We start from the raw sequence: 19,557 nt of genomic DNA on the forward strand, positions 1-19,557 counted from the left end.
AACATTGACTGAACCAGCGCTTTCGCGAGCAAGCTCGCTCCCACAGGAGTTGTGCCGGCCTTCAGAGCCGGCGTTTGCGATTGAGGCTCGGGATGGTGGTCTGGGCGATTTCGACCTGCCTCGCCTGCCGCGAGGTCTGTGCCGCCAGTGCGGCCAGTGTCGGCTGGCTGAACAGCGTGCGCGCATCGACATGCAGCCCGGCCAGACGCATCCGCGCCACCAGACTCACCGCCAACAACGAGTGCCCGCCCAACTCGAAGAAGTTGTCGTCGCGCCCGACCTGCTCGACCTTGAGCACCTGCGCCCAGATCTGCGCCAGGGCCGTTTCAACGTCGCCTTCGGGCGCCGCATATGGCCGACTGAGCAGCGCCTCCGCGCCCGGCTCCGGCAAGGCCTTGCGGTCGATTTTGTCGTTGGGCGTCAAGGGCAGCGCCGCCAGCATCACGTAGGCACCGGGCACCATGAATTCCGGCAACCGCGCCAATACATGCGCGCGCAACGCTTCCAGCGTCGGTGCAGCCAACTCGGCACGCACGCTGTAATAAGCCACCAGTCGCTCATCGCGCACCAGCACCACCGCCTCGCGGATCGCCGGGTGCTCGAGCAGACGCGCTTCAATCTCGCCCAGCTCAAGACGAACCCCGCGCAGCTTGACCTGAAAGTCATTGCGCCCGAGGAACTCGAGGTTGCCATCGGCGCCGTAACGCACCAGATCGCCGGTGCGGTACAAGCGATCACCGGCCACGAATGGACTGTCGATAAAACGCTCGGCCTGCAGTTGTGGCAGCCCCAGATAGCCGCGCGCCACGCCCACGCCGCCAATGTGCAGATGCCCGCTGACGCCAAGCGGCACCGGTTGATCGCTGGCATCAAGGACATACAGCCGCGTGTTGCTCAGGGCCTTGCCGATCGGCACCCATGTCGGCGGCACCGGCTCGCCGGGCTCCAAGGTCCAGCCGCTGCTGTCGACGGTGGTTTCGGTCGGCCCGTAGACATTGTGCAGGCGCACCCACGGCAGGCGTTCGCGCACTTGCCGGGCCAGCGCGACGGTCAATTCGCCGCCACCGTTGAGCACGTCGGTGAGGCTGGTGCACTGACTGACATCGTCCTGTTCGATGAATTGCTGCAACAAGGCCGGCACGAACTTGACCACGGTAATGTTCTGCTCGCGGATCACTTGCGTGACATAGGCCGAATCGCGATTGCCATCGGCCCGCGCCAGCACCAGGCGCATGCCCGAACACAGCGGCCAGAAAATCTCCCACACCGAACTGTCGAAGCTGTACGGCGCCTTTTGCAGCAACGCCCCGTGTTCGGTGGGCGGGGCCAACTGCGAGCCCCAGTGCACCATGTTGCAGGCGCTGCGGTGTTCGATCATCACGCCCTTCGGCGTGCCCGTGGAGCCGGAGGTGTAGATCATGTAGGCCAGATTCGCCGCGCCGAGGCCCGGCACCTGCGGATTGTCGTGAGGCTGGTCCTGCCAGGCGCCGAGGTCGAGATCGATCAGCGGCACGCCGGCTTCGCCGAGCAGATCGCGCGTCGCGGCATGCACCAGCAGCGCGACCGGCGCGCTGTCCTGCAACATGTAATTCAGCCGTTGCAGCGGATAATCCGGATCGAGCGGCACATACGCACCGCCAGCCTTGAGAATGCCCAGCAGACCGATCACTAATTGCGGCCCGCGCTCGACGCAGATCGCTACCCGCGAATCCGCTTGCACGCCCAGCCCGCGCAGATGATGGGCCAGGCGGTTGGCTTGCTCGTTCAACTCGCGATAGGTCAGGCGCTGCTCGGCAAATTGCACGGCGATGGCATCCGGTTTGCGCAGCACTTGCTGTTCGAACAGTGTGTGAAGCGGCTGGTCCATCGGGCAATCGACTGCCGTATCGTTGAACTCGACCAACAGCCGTTGCAGCTCTTCCTCCGGTAACAACGGCAGGCTATTCAATGGCCGTTGCGGCTCGGTTTGCAACGCCTCGACCAAGCCGCTCAAAGCCGCCTGCACGTAAGCGCAAATCCGTTGCGCACCGATGCTCGACACGGTTCTGGTGGTCAGGCGCAAGCCCGTGCCGAAGTCATCGACACTCAGGGTGAACGGATAATTGGTGCGTTCCTCGTTGGCCAGGGTCTCGATACCTTCCCAGGTTTGCCGGGAGTCTTTCTGCTCGACGTCATCGCTGTGTCGATAGTTGAGCAAGGCACTGAACAGCGGCGCGGGCGCGGCGACGCCACTGCACCGCTGAGCCAGCGCCAATGAGGCGTGCTCATGACCGAGCAAAGCGCTCAGCCGTGCATGGGTGGCTTTCAGCGCTGCGCGTGCGCCCTCACCGACATCGACGCGCAGCGGCAAGGTGTTGATGAACACCCCCAGCGCGCGGTCAGCTCCCGCGCCGCCCTGCATGCGCCCCATCAGCACCGTGCCGAACACGACACTGTGCTGGCCGGACGTCGCCGCCAGCACCTGCGCCCAGGCGAGGTGGATCAAACTGGCGATGCTCACGCCAGTCAGACGCGCCTGCTGCTGCATGCGCTGATAGAGATCGGCCGCCACGGCTTGCTCGGCTTCTTCGATGTTGCTGCCGTCGCCCTGCACGTTCTGCAATGCGAACGGCAAGGTCGGCTCGTCGATGTCACCGAGCATCTGCCGAAAGAACGCTTCATGCTCCTGCTCGCTGACGCCCAGGCGCGTTTGCGCCACATAGTTGCGATACGGCACCGGTACCGCCAGAGGTTCGGTGTGCCCGGACAGGCTGGCGTGAATTTCTTCACGCATCGCCTCCAGTGCAATGTGATCCATCGCCAAGTGATGGAACAGCAAAATGCCGACCACCCGGTTATGCGCCGGGTCACGGGCAACCATCAGGCGCAGCAGCGGCGCCTGACTGATGTCGAGGCGATAACGCCGCGCGTCGAAACGCGCGTGCAATTGATCGATGATCGCGCCGTGGGCGGGCTCAAGTTCGACTTCCTGCACCGGTAGAATCGCCTCACGCCAAACCACTTGTACCGGTGCCGTCAGCCCCTCCCAGACCACCGCCGTGCGCAGGATGTCGTGCCGCGCCATGACCTGACGCAGCGCATTGGCGAAGGCCTCGACCCGCTCGAAGCTGTCGAACGCCAGCAGCGATTGCAGCAGATATGGATCGCCCTGCGCGGCGGTGATGTGGTGATAAAGAATGCCTTCCTGCAACGGCGCCAAGGGATAAATGTCCTGCACATTGGCGGCACCGCCGGGCACTGTCGCGACAATGCGCTCGATCATCGCCTGATCCAGTTGCACCAGTGGCAGCATCTGCGGCGTGATGTGCGTGCAATCGGCGGCAATGCGATTGGCCGGCACCTCGACTTCGCGGCCACTGCCCTCTGCCGCTGCCAGCGCGGCCAGTGTCGGCTGGTTGAACAGCACCCGAACGTCGCTGCTCATGCCAATCTGGCGCATGCGTTCGATCAGGCCGACTGCCAACAACGAATGGCCGCCCAGTTCAAAGAAATGGTCGTGACGCCCTACCCGCTCGACCTGCAAGACCTCGGCCCAGATTTGCGCCAAAGCGGTTTCGACGTCACCTTGTGGCGCCTCGTATTGACGCCGGACCAACGCTTCCGGCCCCGGTGCCGGCAGGGCCTGACGGTCGAGCTTGCCGTTGGCCGTCAGCGGCAAACTCGCCAGACGGATGTACGCGGCCGGCAGCATCGCGGCCGGCAAACGTGAGGTCAGGTGCGCGTGCAGTTGCAGGATGTCCAGCGCTTCACGCTCGGTAAACCATGCCAACAGTTGACCGTCGCGCACCAGCACCACCGCTTCTTGCACCGCGTCATGGCTGGCGAGTGCGGCTTCGATTTCGCCCAGTTCGACCCGCACGCCACGGACTTTGACCTGGTCATCGTTGCGGCCGATGTATTCAAGATTACCGTCGGCGCGCCACCGTGCGAGATCGCCGGTGCGATACATGCGCGCACCCGGCTGCGTATTGAACGGGTCGTCGAGGAAGCGTTCGGCCGTCAGTTGCGGACGATTCAGATAGCCCCGGGCTACCCCGGCGCCGCCGACATACAGCTCGCCGATAATGCCGATGGGCACCGGGCGCTGTTGTTCATCAAGCAGGTAAGCGGTGGCATTGCTCACGGGTTTGCCGATGTGCAACGCCTGGCCCGGAGTGATCAGCCCCGACGTGGCGACCACCGTGGCTTCGGTCGGCCCGTAGTTGTTAACCACCGCGAAGCCCTGCGCACGGTTGAACTGACGCAGGCGATCACCGCCAATCAGCAAGGTGCGCAAGGTCGGGTGATCGAGTTGTTTACTGAAGGCATATTCGGCGATCGGCGTGGGCAGGAAGCTCACGTCCAGTGGCTGCGCACGCCACCACGCCAGCAGTGCATCGATGTCTTCACTGCCTTCGGTCGCCGGTGAAAAGTGCAGCGTCGCCCCGGCACACAACGCCGGCCAGACTTCCCACGCCATCGCGTCGAAACCGAACCCGGCCAGGCTCGACGTGTGCTGCCCTGGGCCGAGCCCGAACGCGGCGCAATGCCAGTCGACCAGATTGGCCAAGGTGCGGTGTTCGACCATCACGCCTTTGGGCAACCCGGTGGAGCCGGAGGTGTAAATCACATAGGCGAGGTTGCCGGGGTTCAGCCCGGCAACCTCGGGATCGGTGACGCTGTCGAGCGCCCACTCGCGCCGATCAAGCTCAATCACTGGCAGCGCTATGGCAGGCAAACGCTCGCGCACATCGCTTTGCGTCAGCAGCGCCACCGGAGCGCTGTCGCTGAGCAGATAACTCAGGCGTTCGGGTGGATGCGCCGGGTCAATCGGCACATAAGCGGCGCCAGCCTTGAGAATCGCCAGCAGCCCGACCAGGGTTTCCAGGCCTCTGCGGGCGACAATCGCCACCCGGTCATCGGGCCGTACGCCGAGGCCCAGCAGATGATGGGCCAGCGCATTGGCTTGCCGGTTGAGCTCGGCGTAACTCAGCGACCTCCCCTGATAAGTCGCGACCACGGCGTCCGGCTGTTCGGCCACCCGCGACTCGAAGCGTTGATGAATTGTCTGGTTTTGCGGATAGCTGACTCGGGTGTCATTCCACTCATTCAACCGGGCGAGTTCTGCCGGGCTGTTCAGGTTGAAATCGGCGACGATCCGCTCAGGACACTCCAGGCCTTGCTCCAGAATCAGCAACAAGCACTCGGTGAACGAGGCGATCTCATCCGCCGTGAAATACGCCGGCGAATACACCAGATGCCACCAGGCCTTGTCGTCGTAACGGTTGCTGCGCAGGTGAAAGGCCAGCGGTGTCGCCTCGTGCTGGTTGGAGACCTTGACCGAGTGTCCCGACGCCTCACCGTAACGGTAGTCATGGTCATCCTGCTCGTACGACACCGACAACTCGAACAGCTGCGAACGGTCTTCACGCAACAGGCCTAATGCGCGGTTCATCTCGCTCAGCGGGTAGCGCTGATGGCGGAAATCCTGCTTCAGGCCAGCGCCGATCGCCTTGATCAATTCGGCAAAGGACAACGCCCGGCCAAAGCCCATGCGCATCGCACTGACTTGAGTGAACAGGCCCAAGGTGCTTTTGAAGCGGGCACCGGAGCGATTGAGAATCGGCAAGCCGACCACCCACTCGTCACGTTGCGCGGTGCGACTGAAATACACGTGCAGCGCCGCCAGCAACACATGAAACGCCGAGCCGCCCAGTTGCCGCGCGGTGTCTTTCATGCGCTCGTGCAACAGTGCCGGAAAAGCCTCGACGTGGATGCGACTTGGCGCCTTGGCAGGGTCAAGGGGTTCGTGATTCCGGGGCGTCAATAAGGGCTCGGGAATACTGCGGTACTTGTCCAGCCAGTAACGTTGATCGAGTTCATAACGCGCCGACTGGTGGTAGTGCGCGTCATCTTCGATGAAGCCGACATAGGACGGAGCCGCCAGCGTTGGGCGTTCGCCACGGCACAGTGCGCTGTAGATTTCACCCACTGCCTTGAACAGCAGACCGAAGCCCCAGCCATCGATGATCAAGTGATGGGCCTGCCCCGCCAGCCAGTGGCGCTGGTGATCGAGACGAATCAGACAAAAGCGGAACAGCGGCTGCCCGCTCAACACACAGGGCTGCGCCATCTGCTCTTCGACCAACGCCTGAGCCGCCGACCGAGGGTCGCGGTGTGCGCTGAAGTCATGCAGCGGCATGGCCACCGGCAACGCCTGCGCAAATCCCTGCAACGGCAACCCGTCGCGGCCAACATCCGCGAGCAGAACAATGCGCAAGGCATCGTTTGCCGCCACCAGACATTCGAGCGCCGAGTGCAGCACTAGCGGATCCAGCGGCCCGGTCAGCTCGACGTAACCGCCAATGTTATACAGCGGCGAATCTCCGCGGCTCAGTTGGTCCAGCCAGATATCCCGCTGCGCGGCAGTCAGCGCAAATGTCTCGACAGGCACGGACAGATCGTCCGCCACGTTGGCAGAAGTAGGCTGCATAAGGTCCTTCTCATGTGATTTTGCCGGTATTCAAGCATCGGCCCCAGTGCCGGCATGACACCTGAAACCCGGACAATCATCACGCCCGCCACAGCGCAAACAGGCGATTCATGCAGGCACTGTCTAAAAGTTCGCAGAGGAAATACTGAAAAGCTTGTAGGAAAAGAACCACATACCAGCGCCGCTATTTACCCCGGTGCACTTGATGAAAAATCAGCATCGTCCGGGTTTACGGGGCCTCAAAGTGACTAAACAGTCACTCATGCCGGTAAACCGGTGCTCGCAGCCGTCAGAACCCCGGCGCCAGGATTCGGAAATAGTGGCATTTTGTGTCCCCGTTTTCCCCTACAGACGTAGGACAAATCCATAGGCTTAAATCCCGCTCCAGATCATGTTCAAGGAGAAATGACTGCGTGGGCGGCTTTTACAGAGACGGCAGACGATTCAGTGATGGCTCTGAACCAGGGATGAAGGATATGAATCTGACCGGCAGCATTCGCAACATGGAAAACCCGCATTTTTACTGGCAGCTCGGGGAGTTGATTGCCAGCACCGGCGATGATCACTTCGCCACGAACATGTTCCAGTTGGTCGACACGCTGGTGCCGGTCAACCGCGTTGATCTGAGCGAATGGACGCTGGATGAGCGACAGGCCAGCGTGGTCGAGATCAAGCCGCTGGGCAGTGCCGGTCTGTCGCAGACGTGTGCGCCGCCCGACCTGCTGGAGAGTCCTGATGATCATCCGTTGCTGCAAAAGATGATCGAGATGAATGACTCGCTGTTGATTCAACTCAAAGCCTCGTTGCAACCTCGGCACCCGCAACACAGCGCGCACCAATGCAATCTGGTGTCGCGTACCTCCAACCGCCGCTGCGTCATCTCGTTTTTCCGACCGCACACGCAGCGGGTGTTTTCCTTGCCGGAGTTGTCGTTTCTCAAGCGCCTGTCGGACACGCTGCTGCCGCTGATCGAGCGTCATGCGCACATCAGCCGACAAACCCTCGCCAGACAACCGCGCCTGCCTTTGGCCGACCTCGACCAGGCACCGCTGGCGCAGGTTTTCGATGAGCGTCTGGCCTTCAGTGGCGTCGTCCTGTCGGTGCGCGAGAAGGAAGTCTGCCTCGGTCTGCTGACCGGCGGCACGGTGCCACAAATGGCGGAAAAGCTGCGGGTGAAGAACAGCTCGATCGAGACCTATCTCAAACGCGCCACCGCCAAACTCGGGGTCAGTGGTCGCCATGGTCTGGCGAAATGGATGGCCGGAGCCTGACTGCCAGCAACGATGAATGTCGTTGTGGCGAGGGAGCTTGCTCCCGATGGACTGCGTAGCAAGCCCTGTTTTCAGGAGCAAAAGAAGGGCCGCTTCGCGACCCAGCGGGAGCAGGCGCCCTCGCCACAGCTTGGCTTTGCAAGCGTCTCCCCCCTTCAGATATGAGGCCGTTCGATGTTGACGTTGCGACTTTCCCTGCTGTCCATGGCGGTGCTGATGGGCGGTTGTTCATTGATTCCCGAGTATCAGCGGCCAGCGTCTCCCAGCGCCGCGCAGTATCCGACCGCGACGCAGGCGGCAACGCGCAGCGAGGACTGGCGCACACTGTTCAACGACCCGGCCCTGCAACAATTGATCGAGTCCGCACTGGTCAACAACCGCGATCTGCGCGTGGCCGCGCTGAACGTCGAAGCCTTTCAGGCGCAATATCGCATTCAACGCGCCGACCTGTTTCCGGCGGTGTCGGCCAACGCCAATGAGCTGCGCCAGCGTATGCCGCCGAGCGTGACCCAAGGCAAAGCGCTGATCAATTCGACGTACTCGGTCAACCTCGGCATCAGTGCCTATGAACTGGACTTCTTCGGCCGCGTACGCAGCCTCAGCGAACAGGCACTGCAAACCTGGCTGGCGACCGAACAGGCACGACGCAGTGCCGAGTTGAGTCTGGTGGCCAACGTCGCCAATGCTTACCTGACCTGGCGTGCCGATCAGGAACTGCTCGAACTGACCCGCGACACCCTCGCCGCCGATGAGCAGAGCCTGCACCTGACCACGCGCAACCGCGAGGCCGGCAAGTCTTCGGCGCTGGAACAGGCGCAGGCGCAAACCAGCGTCGACAGTTCACGGGCCAATCTGGCGCGCTATCAGCGCCAGGTGGCTCAGGACTTGAACAGCCTGACGTTGCTGGTCGGTGCACCGGTGCCGGCGTCGTTGCCTGCGCTGCCACTGGCCAACGATTTGGTCCTGCAACTGCCCGCCGGTTTGCCTTCTGACGTGCTGCAACGGCGCCCGGATATCCTCCAGGCGGAGTACAAACTCAAAGCCGCCAACGCCAACATCGGCGCAGCGCGGGCGGCATTTTTTCCCAGCGTCAGCCTGACTGCCAATGCCGGCACCTCGAGTCGCGACCTCTCCGGTTTGTTCGGCGGCGGCTCAGGCGCGTGGACCTTTCAGCCGCAGATCAGCCTGCCGATTTTCAATGCCGGCAGCCTGCGCGCCAGTCTCGATTATTCGAAGTTGCAGAAAGACGTCGCCGTGGCCGAATACGAAAAATCAATCCAGACCGCCTTCCAGGAAGTCGCCGACGGCCTCGCCGCGCGCAGCACCTATCAGCAACAGTTGCAGGCGCAACGCGATCTGGTCGCGGCCACCCAGACTTACTACAACCTGGCGCACAACCGTTATCAGAACGGCGTCGACAGCAGCCTGACGTTCCTCGATGCCCAGCGTTCACTGTTCAGTTCGCAGCAAGGCCTGATCACCGATCGACTGGCGCAACTGGTCGCCGAGGTCAATCTGTACACCGCGCTGGGCGGTGGCTGGCGGGCCGATGAGGCGCGTGTGCAGTAAGCCATCGTCACTTTTTCTTACACCTTTTGTCGCGCGATCCTACGTCGCAGGGCGATCCGCAGCCGTCGTCTGGTCTCAGTTTGGTATCATGCGCCGCTTTTACGGTTAACCCCCCGCCAGTCCTGCCGACTGACGGGCTGCAAAAGGCGGTATTAGATGACGGCTTTGTTGACTCGCCGCAAGGTGCTTGCGGGAATGGGCGTGCTCGGGCTCGGCCTGCTCGCCGGCTGCGACACCCGCGGCCAACTGTCGTACAAGTACGGCAAGGATCTGAGTAACAAGATCATGGGGCGCACCTTCAAACTGAAGAACACCGATGGCGAAACCATGACGCTGTCGAGCTTTCGCGGCATGATGCCGATGGTCTTCTTCGGCTTCACCCAGTGCCCGGCAGTCTGCCCGACTACCCTGGCCCGCGCGGCGAAAATCAAGAAGCTGATGGGCGCCGATGGCGATCGTTTGCAGGTGATTTTCATCAGCCTCGATCCCGAGCGCGACACGCCAGAAATCCTCGACGCCTACATGAAAGCCTTCGACCCGACCTTCGTTGCGTTGTACGGCACGCTTGAGGAAACCGCGGCCACGGCCAAGGAATTCGACGTGTTCTACGAGAAAGTCCCGGCCGGCGACACCTACACCATCTCGCACACCGCCACCAGTTACGTTTACGACTCCAATGGTGGCCTGCGCCTGGGCCTGTCCACCTCGCTTTCGGCAGAACAATGCACGGAAGATTTGCTCACTGTTATGGAGGTTTGCTGATGCAACCTGTTCTGAACCACATCAAACGCGCTGTCATCGGGCTGTCTCTGCTGGGCCTGTCGTTCCAGGTCTCGGCGCAGACCCAAGTCGACGACGCCTGGGTCCGTGCCACCGTGCCGACCCAGTCCGCCAGCGGCGCGTTCATGACCCTCACCGCCGACAGCGACAGCAAGTTGCTCAGCGTCGCGACGCCGGTGGCCAAAGACGTGCAAATCCACGAAATGACCATGAAGAACGACGTCATGAGCATGGGCCCGGTGAAGTTCGTCGAACTGCCGGCCGGCAAAGCCGTCAAGCTTGATCCGAACGGCTACCACGTGATGCTGATGGGCCTGACCGGTCAGTTGAAAGAAGGCGAAAGCGTGCCGCTGACCCTGACCGTGGAAAACGCCAAAGGCGAGAAAGAGACCATCGAGGTTAAAGCGCCGGTGCGCGCGCTGACCAACATGGAAGGTCACGATCACAGCAAGATGCATTGATCTGACTGAGCGGCAATAAAAAAGGGGCGGCCTGATTGATGATCAGGACCGCCCCTTTTTTTGACACGCATGCCTGATCCTGGGCCCATTGATAGGGCGAAGACAATAACTCGCCGACAACTCAACCGTTACGCGACAGTGCCTTGCGCACGCTGCTGCTGGTCATGCCTGCAGGTTTGGCGGTTGCCTGAGGCTGAGGCTGAGGTTGCTCAGGCATTTGCACCTGGCCGGACCGCCCTGCGTGGTATTGGCTTTCGACCTGCTGGTTCAAACGGGCCAAAAAGGCTTCCAGTTCGGCGATCAACAGCTTCTTGCGCTTGGAGCCTTTGACGCACTCATAGAGGTAGTAGCCCGTCCCCACCAGAAAGCCCAACACACCGGCAACCAGACCGATGCCGATCCATAGGGCAAAGGCAATCAACAAGGGCTTCCAGCGAAACGGCGACAACCCAAGCTCAGTGTTCAGCGCCTTGGCATCGCGAATCTGGTAGGTCTTGGCCGAGGCCTGGTTTTGCAGGTAGGTGTGCAGCACCTTCTCGCCATCCTTGCTCACCGCGCTGATCAGCGAAATGTCCTGGCCGCTGCGCAGAGGAATATCGAGCCCGCGAAAATTCACATCGTGCTCGATACCGTCCGCCGTTCTGATCCAGAACTCATGGTTGATCACCATCACCGAGTTGATGTGCACCGCGATAGGCTGACCATTGCTGTCGAATTGCCCGTTGCCACCTGTGGAGGTGATGTGGGTTTCGCTCATTTTCTCGCTGCCCACCACTTCACCGCTCAACACGGTGAAATCAACGGTTACATCGCCATGGGTGAACTTGTGCATTGGGGGTCCTTGATGCGTCGGTCGACGTTCGGGATAGAAATCCATAGGCCGCGAATGCTACTAAGTGGCCATCTCCCTGTCCAGAACGCCCCGCCCCTCATGATTAATCGCCTTCTTAGCTCCCGGCGCCTTCATGCGCCTCGTCAAAGAAGTAATCCTTCCAGCTCCCGGCCTTGTTCTTCAGCACACCGAGCTCCTGCAACTTCTCGGCATAGATAAAGGTGCGTTGCGGCACCACGGTGAAGTCGATTTCCGGATCCTTGACGATCTGCTCGACCAGCGCCAGTGGCAACTTCGACTGCTCGACGCGGATGTAAGCCTGTGCCGCCGCCGGTTTATCGGCCTTGATGATCTTCTCGGCTTCCGCCAGTGCGGCGTAGAACGCCTTATAGGTTTTCGGGTTTTCGTCGTGGAATTTTTCCGTGGTGTAGAGCACGTTGAACGTCGCCTGCCCACCAAGAATGTCGTAGGAACTCAGCACTTTGTGCACGTTGGGATTTTGCAGGGCCTGATACTGGAACGGCGGGCTGGAGAAGTGCGAGTTGATTTCCGAACCGCCGGCAATCAGTGCCGCCGTCGCGTCCGGGTGCGGCAGGCTGACCGAGATGTCGTCGAATTTCTTGTACTGCGCGTCGCCGAATTCCTTGGCGGTCTCGATCTGCAAGGTGCGCGACTGGAAGCCCACGCCCGCTGCCGGCACGGCGATACGGTCCTTGTCGCTGAAATCCTTGAGGGTCTTGATGTTCGGATTGTTGGTCAGCAAATAGTTGGGCATCGAGCCCAGTGCGGCGATGGCTTTGACGTTCTGTTTGCCCTTGGTGCGGTCCCACACGGTGAGCATCGGCGGCACGCCGGCAGACACCACGTCGAGCGCGCCGGTCAGCAGCGCTTCGTTCATCGCGGTGGCGCCGGAAATGCTGTTCCAGTCGACCTTGATGTCGAGGCCCTGTTCTTTACCGTGCTTTTCGATCAGTTGCTGATCGCGCACCACGTCGAGAATCAGGTAACCAATGCCGAATTGCTGGGCGATGCTGATCTTGCCTTCGGCGTGGGCGCCGGTGCTGAACAGCGCGCTGGCTGCCAGGGAAGCGGCCAACAGAGTCAGCGCGGAACGTTTGAACGGTGTGGCCATGACAACCTCGCAGCAGGGGGTGGTGTGCTGAAAGGCCTGACTTTATCGCTATAAAAAATAGAAATTAAATACCTTTATCGCATATCGATAGCACGTGAACGTCTGGCCGGCGAAACTCGCCGCGCGGTTTCCACAAAGGGCGTGACGATCAGGCTGTACAGCGTGAGGTAGCGCTCGCGATCCGCCTCGCCGGTGCCGAAACGCAGCGGTTCAGGTGTTGAGGTGGTGACGTAGAGCGTGCCGAACATCCAGTCCCACACGGAAAAATTGGTGGCAAAGTTCTTGTTGCGGTGGCGCATGGCGTCGCTGTGATGGATCTGGTGCTGAGCCGGGCTGTTGAGCACATGCTCGAGGGTCGGGCCAAACGACAGCCAGACATGGCTGTGACGCAGGTTCGCCCCCAGGCTGTTGAGCAACAGCACCAGCCCGGTTACACCCAACAAGGTGTAGCGACTGACTTCCCCACCACAGAGATACCAGACCACGCCGGCAAATGCGGCGATGCCGGCAATCATCACCAGCCGTTCGACCAGCGTTTCGACCACGTGAATGCGACTCGCCGTGGCCGGTACCAGCACCGGCGCCGAGTGATGCACCTTGTGAAACTCCCACAGAAAGCGCGAATGAAAGGCGCGATGAATCCAGTAATGCAGGAAGTCCTTGAGCAGGAATACGCCGACTCCGTAGCACAGCGCGATCAACGGATGATCCGGCACTTGCTCGCGGGCGCCCCAGAGTTGGGTAAAAAACCGTTGATAGTCGGCGGACCTGAGGATGTAAGGATCGACCAGCCCCGCGATCGGCAACACCCAAACCACCTTGAGAATGGCCTTGATGAAGTAATAGCGATAATCCAGCCACGCCGAGCGATGAGCGAATACGCGAGCACCGCCGATGAACTGCCAGAACGACTCGGAGTCGGTCAGTGCGCGGGATTTTCTGTAGCGAAACAAACCGTAGGCGACGGCGCAAGACGCGATGAGGAACACCACGCCGAGGCGACCATTGAGATCGAACAGGCCAATGAATTGCCCGCTGACCGGGGCGATGACCCACCGATCAAGGTGAGCGTAAAGTGGCGCGAGAACATCCACGGAGGCTGATCTCCATTAGAGGACGAGCATTGTAAATCGCAACGGTTCGCAAATGCAGCCTTTACAGATCAAAGGATCGCTGCATCAGCCAACACCCTTCAAATGTGGGAGCGAGCCTGCTCGCGAAGGGGCCAGAGCAGTCAACATTGCTTGCGCCTGACACAACGCTTTCGGGAGCAGGCTCGCTCTCACACTGATCGTTTGCAAGCCGCTTGTTAAACAGCCTGAAACAATAAATCCGTTGAGACGCTGCGGCAGCAATAACGCCGATTGCCGCGCAACACGAACGCCCCATCTGGGCTGCAGACATTCCTGGCCCCGCCGCAGCCATCCCGCCACCGTCTCAGCTGTGCGTTTAAAAGGGCGATCAGACAGCCTACCCTTGGTATCATCGCGCACACTTTTTTGACGTTTTGATGACTGGAAGGTCTTTTTTTGTGAGCGCTCTTTTTCACCGGTTGCGACAGTCGCACGCCCGCCTCTTTTCACTGATCGTTCTGGTGCTGATCGTGCCGCTGTGCCTGCGCGCAGCCCTCGGCTGGTCGACACCGCTGGGTTACCTGTCGGATCTGGCCATTGGCAGCCTGCTGGTGGTGTTGCTGCATCGTCGCGCGTGGTGGCTGGCGCTGCCGGTGTTGCTGTTCTGGGGATTGCTCGCGGTGGCGACGGCGGAACTGGTCAGCGCCGTCGGCCGGCTGCCGACGCCTTCCGACATTCATTACCTGATCGATCCGCAGTTCGTCGAAAACTCCACGGGCGGTGGCCTGGCACACCCGGCAATCGGCATCAGCCTGCTGCTGGCGTTGTTGTTTTGGTTGCTGACGCAATTCAGCGCACGCGGCGTGTCGCGCCCGGCCCTGCCCCGCGCGGTTTGGGCCGCACCGCTGGTGCTGTTCGCCGCCCACTGGGGCGCGCAAAACCTGTGGCCGAGTGAGGCCGACCCATGGCGCCTGTACAACCTGCCGCATCAATTGCTGGCGAGCGAGGTCGCTGATCTGCAGATCCAGGCCGAGGAGTGGCTGGACGGCGACGTCGAAGAAGCCGCACCGGCCATGGCCGGGCTCACCGATGTCGACCTCAACGGGCAGAAATTGCTCGCCGCTTCGGGGCAGGCGCGCAATGTGCTGATCATCGCGCTGGAAGGCATTCCCGGCGCCTACATCCGCGCCAACCGCGAAGCCATCGGCAGCCATTATCAGGAAGACCTGATGCCCAACCTCAGCCGCTGGGCCGAGCGCGGCATGAATACCCCGGATTACGTGCTGCACACGCACCAGACCATTCGCGGTCTGTACGCGATGCTCTGCGGCGATTACGACAAACTCAACAACGGCACGCCCAAAGGCGTGGAAATGCTCACCCTCAATGAGCGCAATCAAGCCTGTCTGCCGGCGCAGCTGCGCGAGCACGGCTTCAGTACCCACTACCTGCAAGGCGCCGGCCTGCGCTTCATGGCCAAAGACAAGATCATGCCGCACATCGGTTTCGATGCGACCCATGGCCTGGAATGGTTCAGCAACAGCAACTATCTGGAATTCCCGTGGGGCAAGGATGACAAGGCGTTCTTCGAGGGCGCGCTGGACTATGTCGACCAACTGAAAAAACACCAGCAACCGTGGATGCTGACCTTGTTGACCGTCGGCACTCATCAGCCCTACTCCGCGCCGGAGGACTATCTGCAGCGCTATGAAACGCCGAAACAGGCCGCCGTCGGTTATCTGGACGATGCGCTGGATCAGTTCCTCGCAGGCCTTGAGCGCCAGGGTGTGCTCAAAGACACGCTGGTGGTGATCACCTCGGACGAATCCCACGGCATCGACGGCGTGCGCCTGGCCTCGTCGTGGGGCTTCAATCTGACGCTGGCACCGGAGCACGAACAACTGCCACGCCTGAACAAAGGCGTCTACGGCCACGTCGACTTGAGCACGTCGATCCTCGACTATTTCGACTTGCCGGTGCCAACCGCACTGAGCGGGCGCTCGCTGTTTCGCGACTACGATTCCGGGCGCGAAATCATGTCGTTCACCAACGGCAAATTGCGCTACCACAACGGTCAGGGGATCTTCTCCGAATGCGACATGCCGCGCCGTTGCCGCTATTACGAAAGCGCCGGTTTCATTGCCGAGCGCGCCACCTTCAAAGGCACCTACAGTGGCCATCCGGCGCGCCAGATCGCCGCGCGGGCCAATGCCCTCGACTTGTCATTGCTGCGCACCCCGCTCAACCATCGTTATCAGTTCGGCAGCACCAACATCATCCAGCTGCAAGCACAGATCAACAATGACTGGGCCGACAACCTGATCGGCGCGCAATACCTGGAAATGCCCAAAGGCTCGCACACCCGCGTGCGCCTGACCGTGCGTTCGGTCGATCCGCAGCAGGCGGCGTACATTCAACTCAAGGCCAAGGAGTTTGAACAGGACGTGCAGATCGGTTTGCCACCGGAGATGGTTGCAACCGCCGAGCAACCACTGGAAATGAACTTCAGCTTCGACAACCCGCAAGAGCGCAAAGCGTTTTCCTTCCATTTGCTGGGTTATGGCTCAGGTGCGGTGGAAGTGACCGATTTCAGTGTGATTACGCAGCTACCGGGTCAGGACGATTTGCTGGATGAGTTACCTGAGGACGAGGCTGCGCAATCGAGTTGATTGTTTATTGAGTTGGCAGGATGGTTGAGTGCCCCGCCAATGCTGGGTCAATTATTTTTTCTTTCAATATCGAACGCTCCCTTCACCGTCGTTTTATCTTTCAAAGTGAAGGTAATGTTTCCAATAACCCTTACTCGATATTTATCATGAAAATTAAATGTCGCTTCAGCTGACTCGTACTCGACGTGAACCCCTTCAATAATGACTCCCCACTCAACTGGCGCGTCTTTATTCGTCACTGTGTGCGGGCCCAAGCCCTCCAGTTTCCTGGACACAGTAAAGGCTACCGAACTTGGTCCATAGCCCTCTCCAAGAAGATGAAAATCATCCTTAAGATTATCAAAAGCTACTTCTTTAGTAGCCAGAAATACAATTCCATTTTTCGATGCGTCGAAAGTGCCTTTGGCATTATATTCTTTTTCGCCTTCACTCATAAATAATTTTCCTTTTATTGAATCGAACCGTCACACCATTTATCCCGAATCAAAACTAATTCATCGCTGCAATCACTACCACTGTCAGATCTGACAGTCCTTTAGCTCATTTCGAAGTAAAAACCCGTCCCTTCATTATCTAAAACACAACGCTGAAAGAGCCTGCCTATCACCCTCCAATAGTCGGCCTATTAGCTGACTCTCCAAGTCGGGTCTAGCCTTACAAGTCCGAAGTCGGCACGAGCCGGCCGTAGCAGACCTGATAAGGACCCGAACATGGCAAACGAATCGAAATGCCCGTTCAACCACGCCGCCGGTGGTGGTACGACGAACCGTGACTGGTGGCCGAATCAACTCAACCTGAAAATCCTCAGCCAGCATTCGCCCAAGTCCGACCCGCTGGGTAAGGATTTCGACTACGCCAAAGCCTTCAAAAGCCTGGATTTCCAGGCGCTGAAACAAGACCTCACCGCCCTGATGACCGACTCTCAGGACTGGTGGCCGGCCGACTTCGGCCACTACGGCCCGCTCTTTATCCGCATGGCCTGGCACAGCGCCGGCACCTATCGCACCGCCGATGGCCGTGGTGGCGCCGGTTCCGGTCAACAGCGTTTTGCGCCACTCAACAGCTGGCCGGACAACGTCAGCCTCGACAAGGCCCGCCGTCTGCTGTGGCCGATCAAACAGAAATACGGGCGCAATATTTCCTGGGCTGACCTGATTGTCCTCACCGGTAACGTCGCGCTGGAGTCGATGGGTTTCAAAACCTTTGGCTTCTCCGGTGGTCGCCCTGATGTGTGGGAGCCGGATGAAGATGTGTACTGGGGTTCGGAACACGAATGGCTCGGGGGCGACAGCCGTTACGGCAAAGACAAGTCCGCGATGCAGGAACCCGGTGACGGCACGCTGGTGGCTGAGCCGGATCTGCACGGCAAAGAAGAAAGCCGCACCGATCAGGGCGAACGCAATCTGGAAAACCCGCTCGCTGCGGTGCAAATGGGCCTGATCTATGTGAACCCGGAAGGCCCCGAGGGCAATCCCGATCCTGTGGCCTCGGCCCACGATATCCGCGAAACCTTTGGCCGCATGGCCATGAACGATGAAGAAACCGTGGCGCTGATCGCCGGCGGCCACGCCTTCGGTAAAACCCACGGTGCCGGCCCTGCCGACAACGTCGGGCCAGAGCCGGAAGCGGCTGGCCTGGAGGAGCAAGGCCTCGGCTGGCGCAACGCGTTTGGCACCGGCAAGGGTGGCGACACCATCACCAGTGGCCTCGAAGTGACCTGGACCACCACGCCGACCCGATGGAGCAACAACTACCTGGAAAACCTCTTTGGCTTCGAGTGGGAGCTGAGCAAAAGCCCGGCCGGTGCGCATCAGTGGATACCGAAAAACGGCGCCGGTGCCGGCACCGTTCCGCATGCTCATGACCCGAGCAAGAAACTCTCGCCAACCATGCTCACCTCTGACCTGGCGCTGCGTTTCGATCCGGCCTACGAGCAGATCTCTCGACGCTTCCTCGCCAATCCAGATCAGTTGGCCGACGCCTTTGCCCGCGCCTGGTACAAACTGATCCACCGCGACATGGGCCCGTTGTCGCGCTACCTCGGGCCGGAACTGCCGAACGAAGAACTGCTGTGGCAAGACCCGATTCCGGATGTCACGCACCCACTGATCGACGACAGCGACGCTGCCGCGCTGAAAAGCAAAATCCTCGCGTCGGGGCTTTCGGTGTCGCAACTGGTCTCGACCGCTTGGGCCGCCGTTTCAACTTTCCGCGGTTCGGACAAACGCGGCGGCGCCAACGGTGGCCGCCTGCGTCTGGCTCCTCAGAAATTCTGGCAGGCCAACCAGCCTGAGCAACTGGCCAACGTGCTGCAAACCCTTGAGGGCATTCAGAACGAGTTCAATGGCGGCGGCGCCGGCAAGAAAGTCTCGCTGGCGGACTTGATCGTGTTGGCGGGCAATGCCGGCGTCGAACAAGCGGCAAAAAACGCCGGGCATTCAGTCACGGTGCCGTTCAAACCGGGGCGTACGGATGCCTCGCAAGAGCAAACCGATGTCGACTCGTTCGGCTTCCTCGAACCGATTGCCGATGGCTTCCGCAACTACAGCAAAGGCAAATACACCGTTTCGGCCGAAGCGTTATTGATCGACAAGGCACAACTGCTGACCCTCACCGCGCCGGAAATGGCCGTGCTGCTGGGTGGTTTGCGAGTGTTGAACACCAACGTCGGGCAGACCCGTCATGGTGTGTTCACCTCACAGACTGAAGCGCTGAGCAACGACTTCTTCACCAACCTGCTGGACATGGGCGTGGAGTGGAAACCGACGTCACGGGATGCGGATGAGTTCGAGGGACGCGACCGCAAAACCGGCAGCGTGAAGTGGACGGCGACGCGGGTGGATCTGGTGTTTGGCTCAAATGCGCAGTTGCGGGCATTGGCTGAGGTGTATGCCAGTGCGGATGCGAAGGAGCAGTTTGTTAAGGACTTTGTGGCGGCGTGGACGAAGGTGACGAATCTGGATCGTTTCGACCTGAAGTAATTTTTTCGGAAAATGAAAACGCCGCGTTTTTAATGCGGCGTTTTTTTGCATGTACGGCTTGGGGATTTATGTTGATGCATAAATCTTACCCCCTCACCCCAGCCCTCTCCCCCAAGGGGGCGAGGGGGAAAGGGAGCAGATCGGGGGCCGTTCAGAATCTGAGTTCGACTCCGCACTTTCAGGTCGGCGTATAGCGCAAAAACACCCCGGTCAGTCCCCTCTCCCACTGGGAGAGGGTTAGGGTGAGGGGCCGTTCAGAATCTGAGTTCGACTCCGGACGTTCAGGTCGGTGTATAGCGCAAAAACACCCCGGTCAG

Annotated in this window: 11 protein-coding genes; 6 read left to right on the forward strand and 5 right to left on the reverse strand. The window is 60.4% G+C overall.

Annotated features, from left to right (window positions below):
- Positions 1-61 precede the first annotated feature (61 nt).
- The gene (locus A8O26_RS13975; protein WP_064118561.1) at positions 62-6,472 is read right to left on the reverse strand and encodes a non-ribosomal peptide synthetase; all 6,411 of its coding nucleotides are present in this window, start codon (positions 6,470-6,472) and stop codon (positions 62-64) included.
- A 476-nt stretch (positions 6,473-6,948) separates the two neighbouring features.
- On the opposite strand from A8O26_RS13975, the gene A8O26_RS13980 reads away from it, so the two are divergent.
- The 4 genes from A8O26_RS13980 to A8O26_RS13995 all read left to right on the forward strand — a co-directional run bounded on the left by A8O26_RS13980 (position 6,949) and on the right by A8O26_RS13995 (position 10,553).
- Positions 6,949-7,743: a helix-turn-helix transcriptional regulator gene (locus tag A8O26_RS13980; protein ID WP_064118562.1), complete on the forward strand. Its 795-nt coding sequence runs from the start codon at positions 6,949-6,951 to the stop codon at positions 7,741-7,743.
- A 174-nt stretch (positions 7,744-7,917) separates the two neighbouring features.
- Positions 7,918-9,312 (forward strand): efflux transporter outer membrane subunit, encoded by a 1,395-nt coding sequence (locus A8O26_RS13985; protein WP_064118563.1) that lies wholly within the window; start codon positions 7,918-7,920, stop codon positions 9,310-9,312.
- 156 nt (positions 9,313-9,468) lie between these two features.
- Positions 9,469-10,074: an SCO family protein gene (locus A8O26_RS13990; RefSeq protein ID WP_008079652.1), complete on the forward strand. Its 606-nt coding sequence runs from the start codon at positions 9,469-9,471 to the stop codon at positions 10,072-10,074.
- Complete coding sequence (locus A8O26_RS13995) at positions 10,074-10,553, forward strand: copper chaperone PCu(A)C (protein ID WP_064118564.1); 480 nt, start codon at positions 10,074-10,076, stop codon at positions 10,551-10,553. The genes A8O26_RS13990 and A8O26_RS13995 overlap by 1 nt, the downstream gene beginning before the upstream one ends.
- A gap of 121 nt (positions 10,554-10,674) precedes the next feature.
- On the opposite strand, the gene A8O26_RS14000 is transcribed toward A8O26_RS13995, so the two are convergent.
- The 3 genes from A8O26_RS14000 to A8O26_RS14010 form a co-directional block, all read right to left on the reverse strand.
- Positions 10,675-11,385 (reverse strand): hypothetical protein, encoded by a 711-nt coding sequence (locus tag A8O26_RS14000; RefSeq protein ID WP_064118565.1) that lies wholly within the window; start codon positions 11,383-11,385, stop codon positions 10,675-10,677.
- A gap of 115 nt (positions 11,386-11,500) precedes the next feature.
- Entirely contained in the window at positions 11,501-12,517 is a 1,017-nt protein-coding gene (locus A8O26_RS14005; RefSeq protein ID WP_064118566.1) for an ABC transporter substrate-binding protein, read from the reverse strand.
- A gap of 74 nt (positions 12,518-12,591) precedes the next feature.
- Entirely contained in the window at positions 12,592-13,611 is a 1,020-nt protein-coding gene (locus A8O26_RS14010) for a sterol desaturase family protein (protein ID WP_064118567.1), read from the reverse strand.
- Positions 13,612-14,048: 437 nt separating this feature from the next.
- On the opposite strand from A8O26_RS14010, the gene A8O26_RS14015 reads away from it, so the two are divergent.
- Complete coding sequence (locus A8O26_RS14015; RefSeq protein ID WP_064118568.1) at positions 14,049-16,259, forward strand: LTA synthase family protein; 2,211 nt, start codon at positions 14,049-14,051, stop codon at positions 16,257-16,259.
- A gap of 47 nt (positions 16,260-16,306) precedes the next feature.
- On the opposite strand, the gene A8O26_RS14020 is transcribed toward A8O26_RS14015, so the two are convergent.
- Entirely contained in the window at positions 16,307-16,693 is a 387-nt protein-coding gene (locus A8O26_RS14020) for a hypothetical protein (protein WP_064118569.1), read from the reverse strand.
- Positions 16,694-16,969: 276 nt separating this feature from the next.
- Here A8O26_RS14020 and katG point away from each other — a divergent pair, with 276 nt between their 5' ends.
- Entirely contained in the window at positions 16,970-19,240 is a 2,271-nt protein-coding gene (gene katG / locus A8O26_RS14025; protein WP_064118570.1) for a catalase/peroxidase HPI, read from the forward strand.
- Positions 19,241-19,557 lie beyond the last annotated feature (317 nt).

Source organism: Pseudomonas fluorescens, from assembly GCF_001648775.1.
GTDB classification, from domain to species: domain Bacteria; phylum Pseudomonadota; class Gammaproteobacteria; order Pseudomonadales; family Pseudomonadaceae; genus Aquipseudomonas; species Aquipseudomonas fluorescens_M.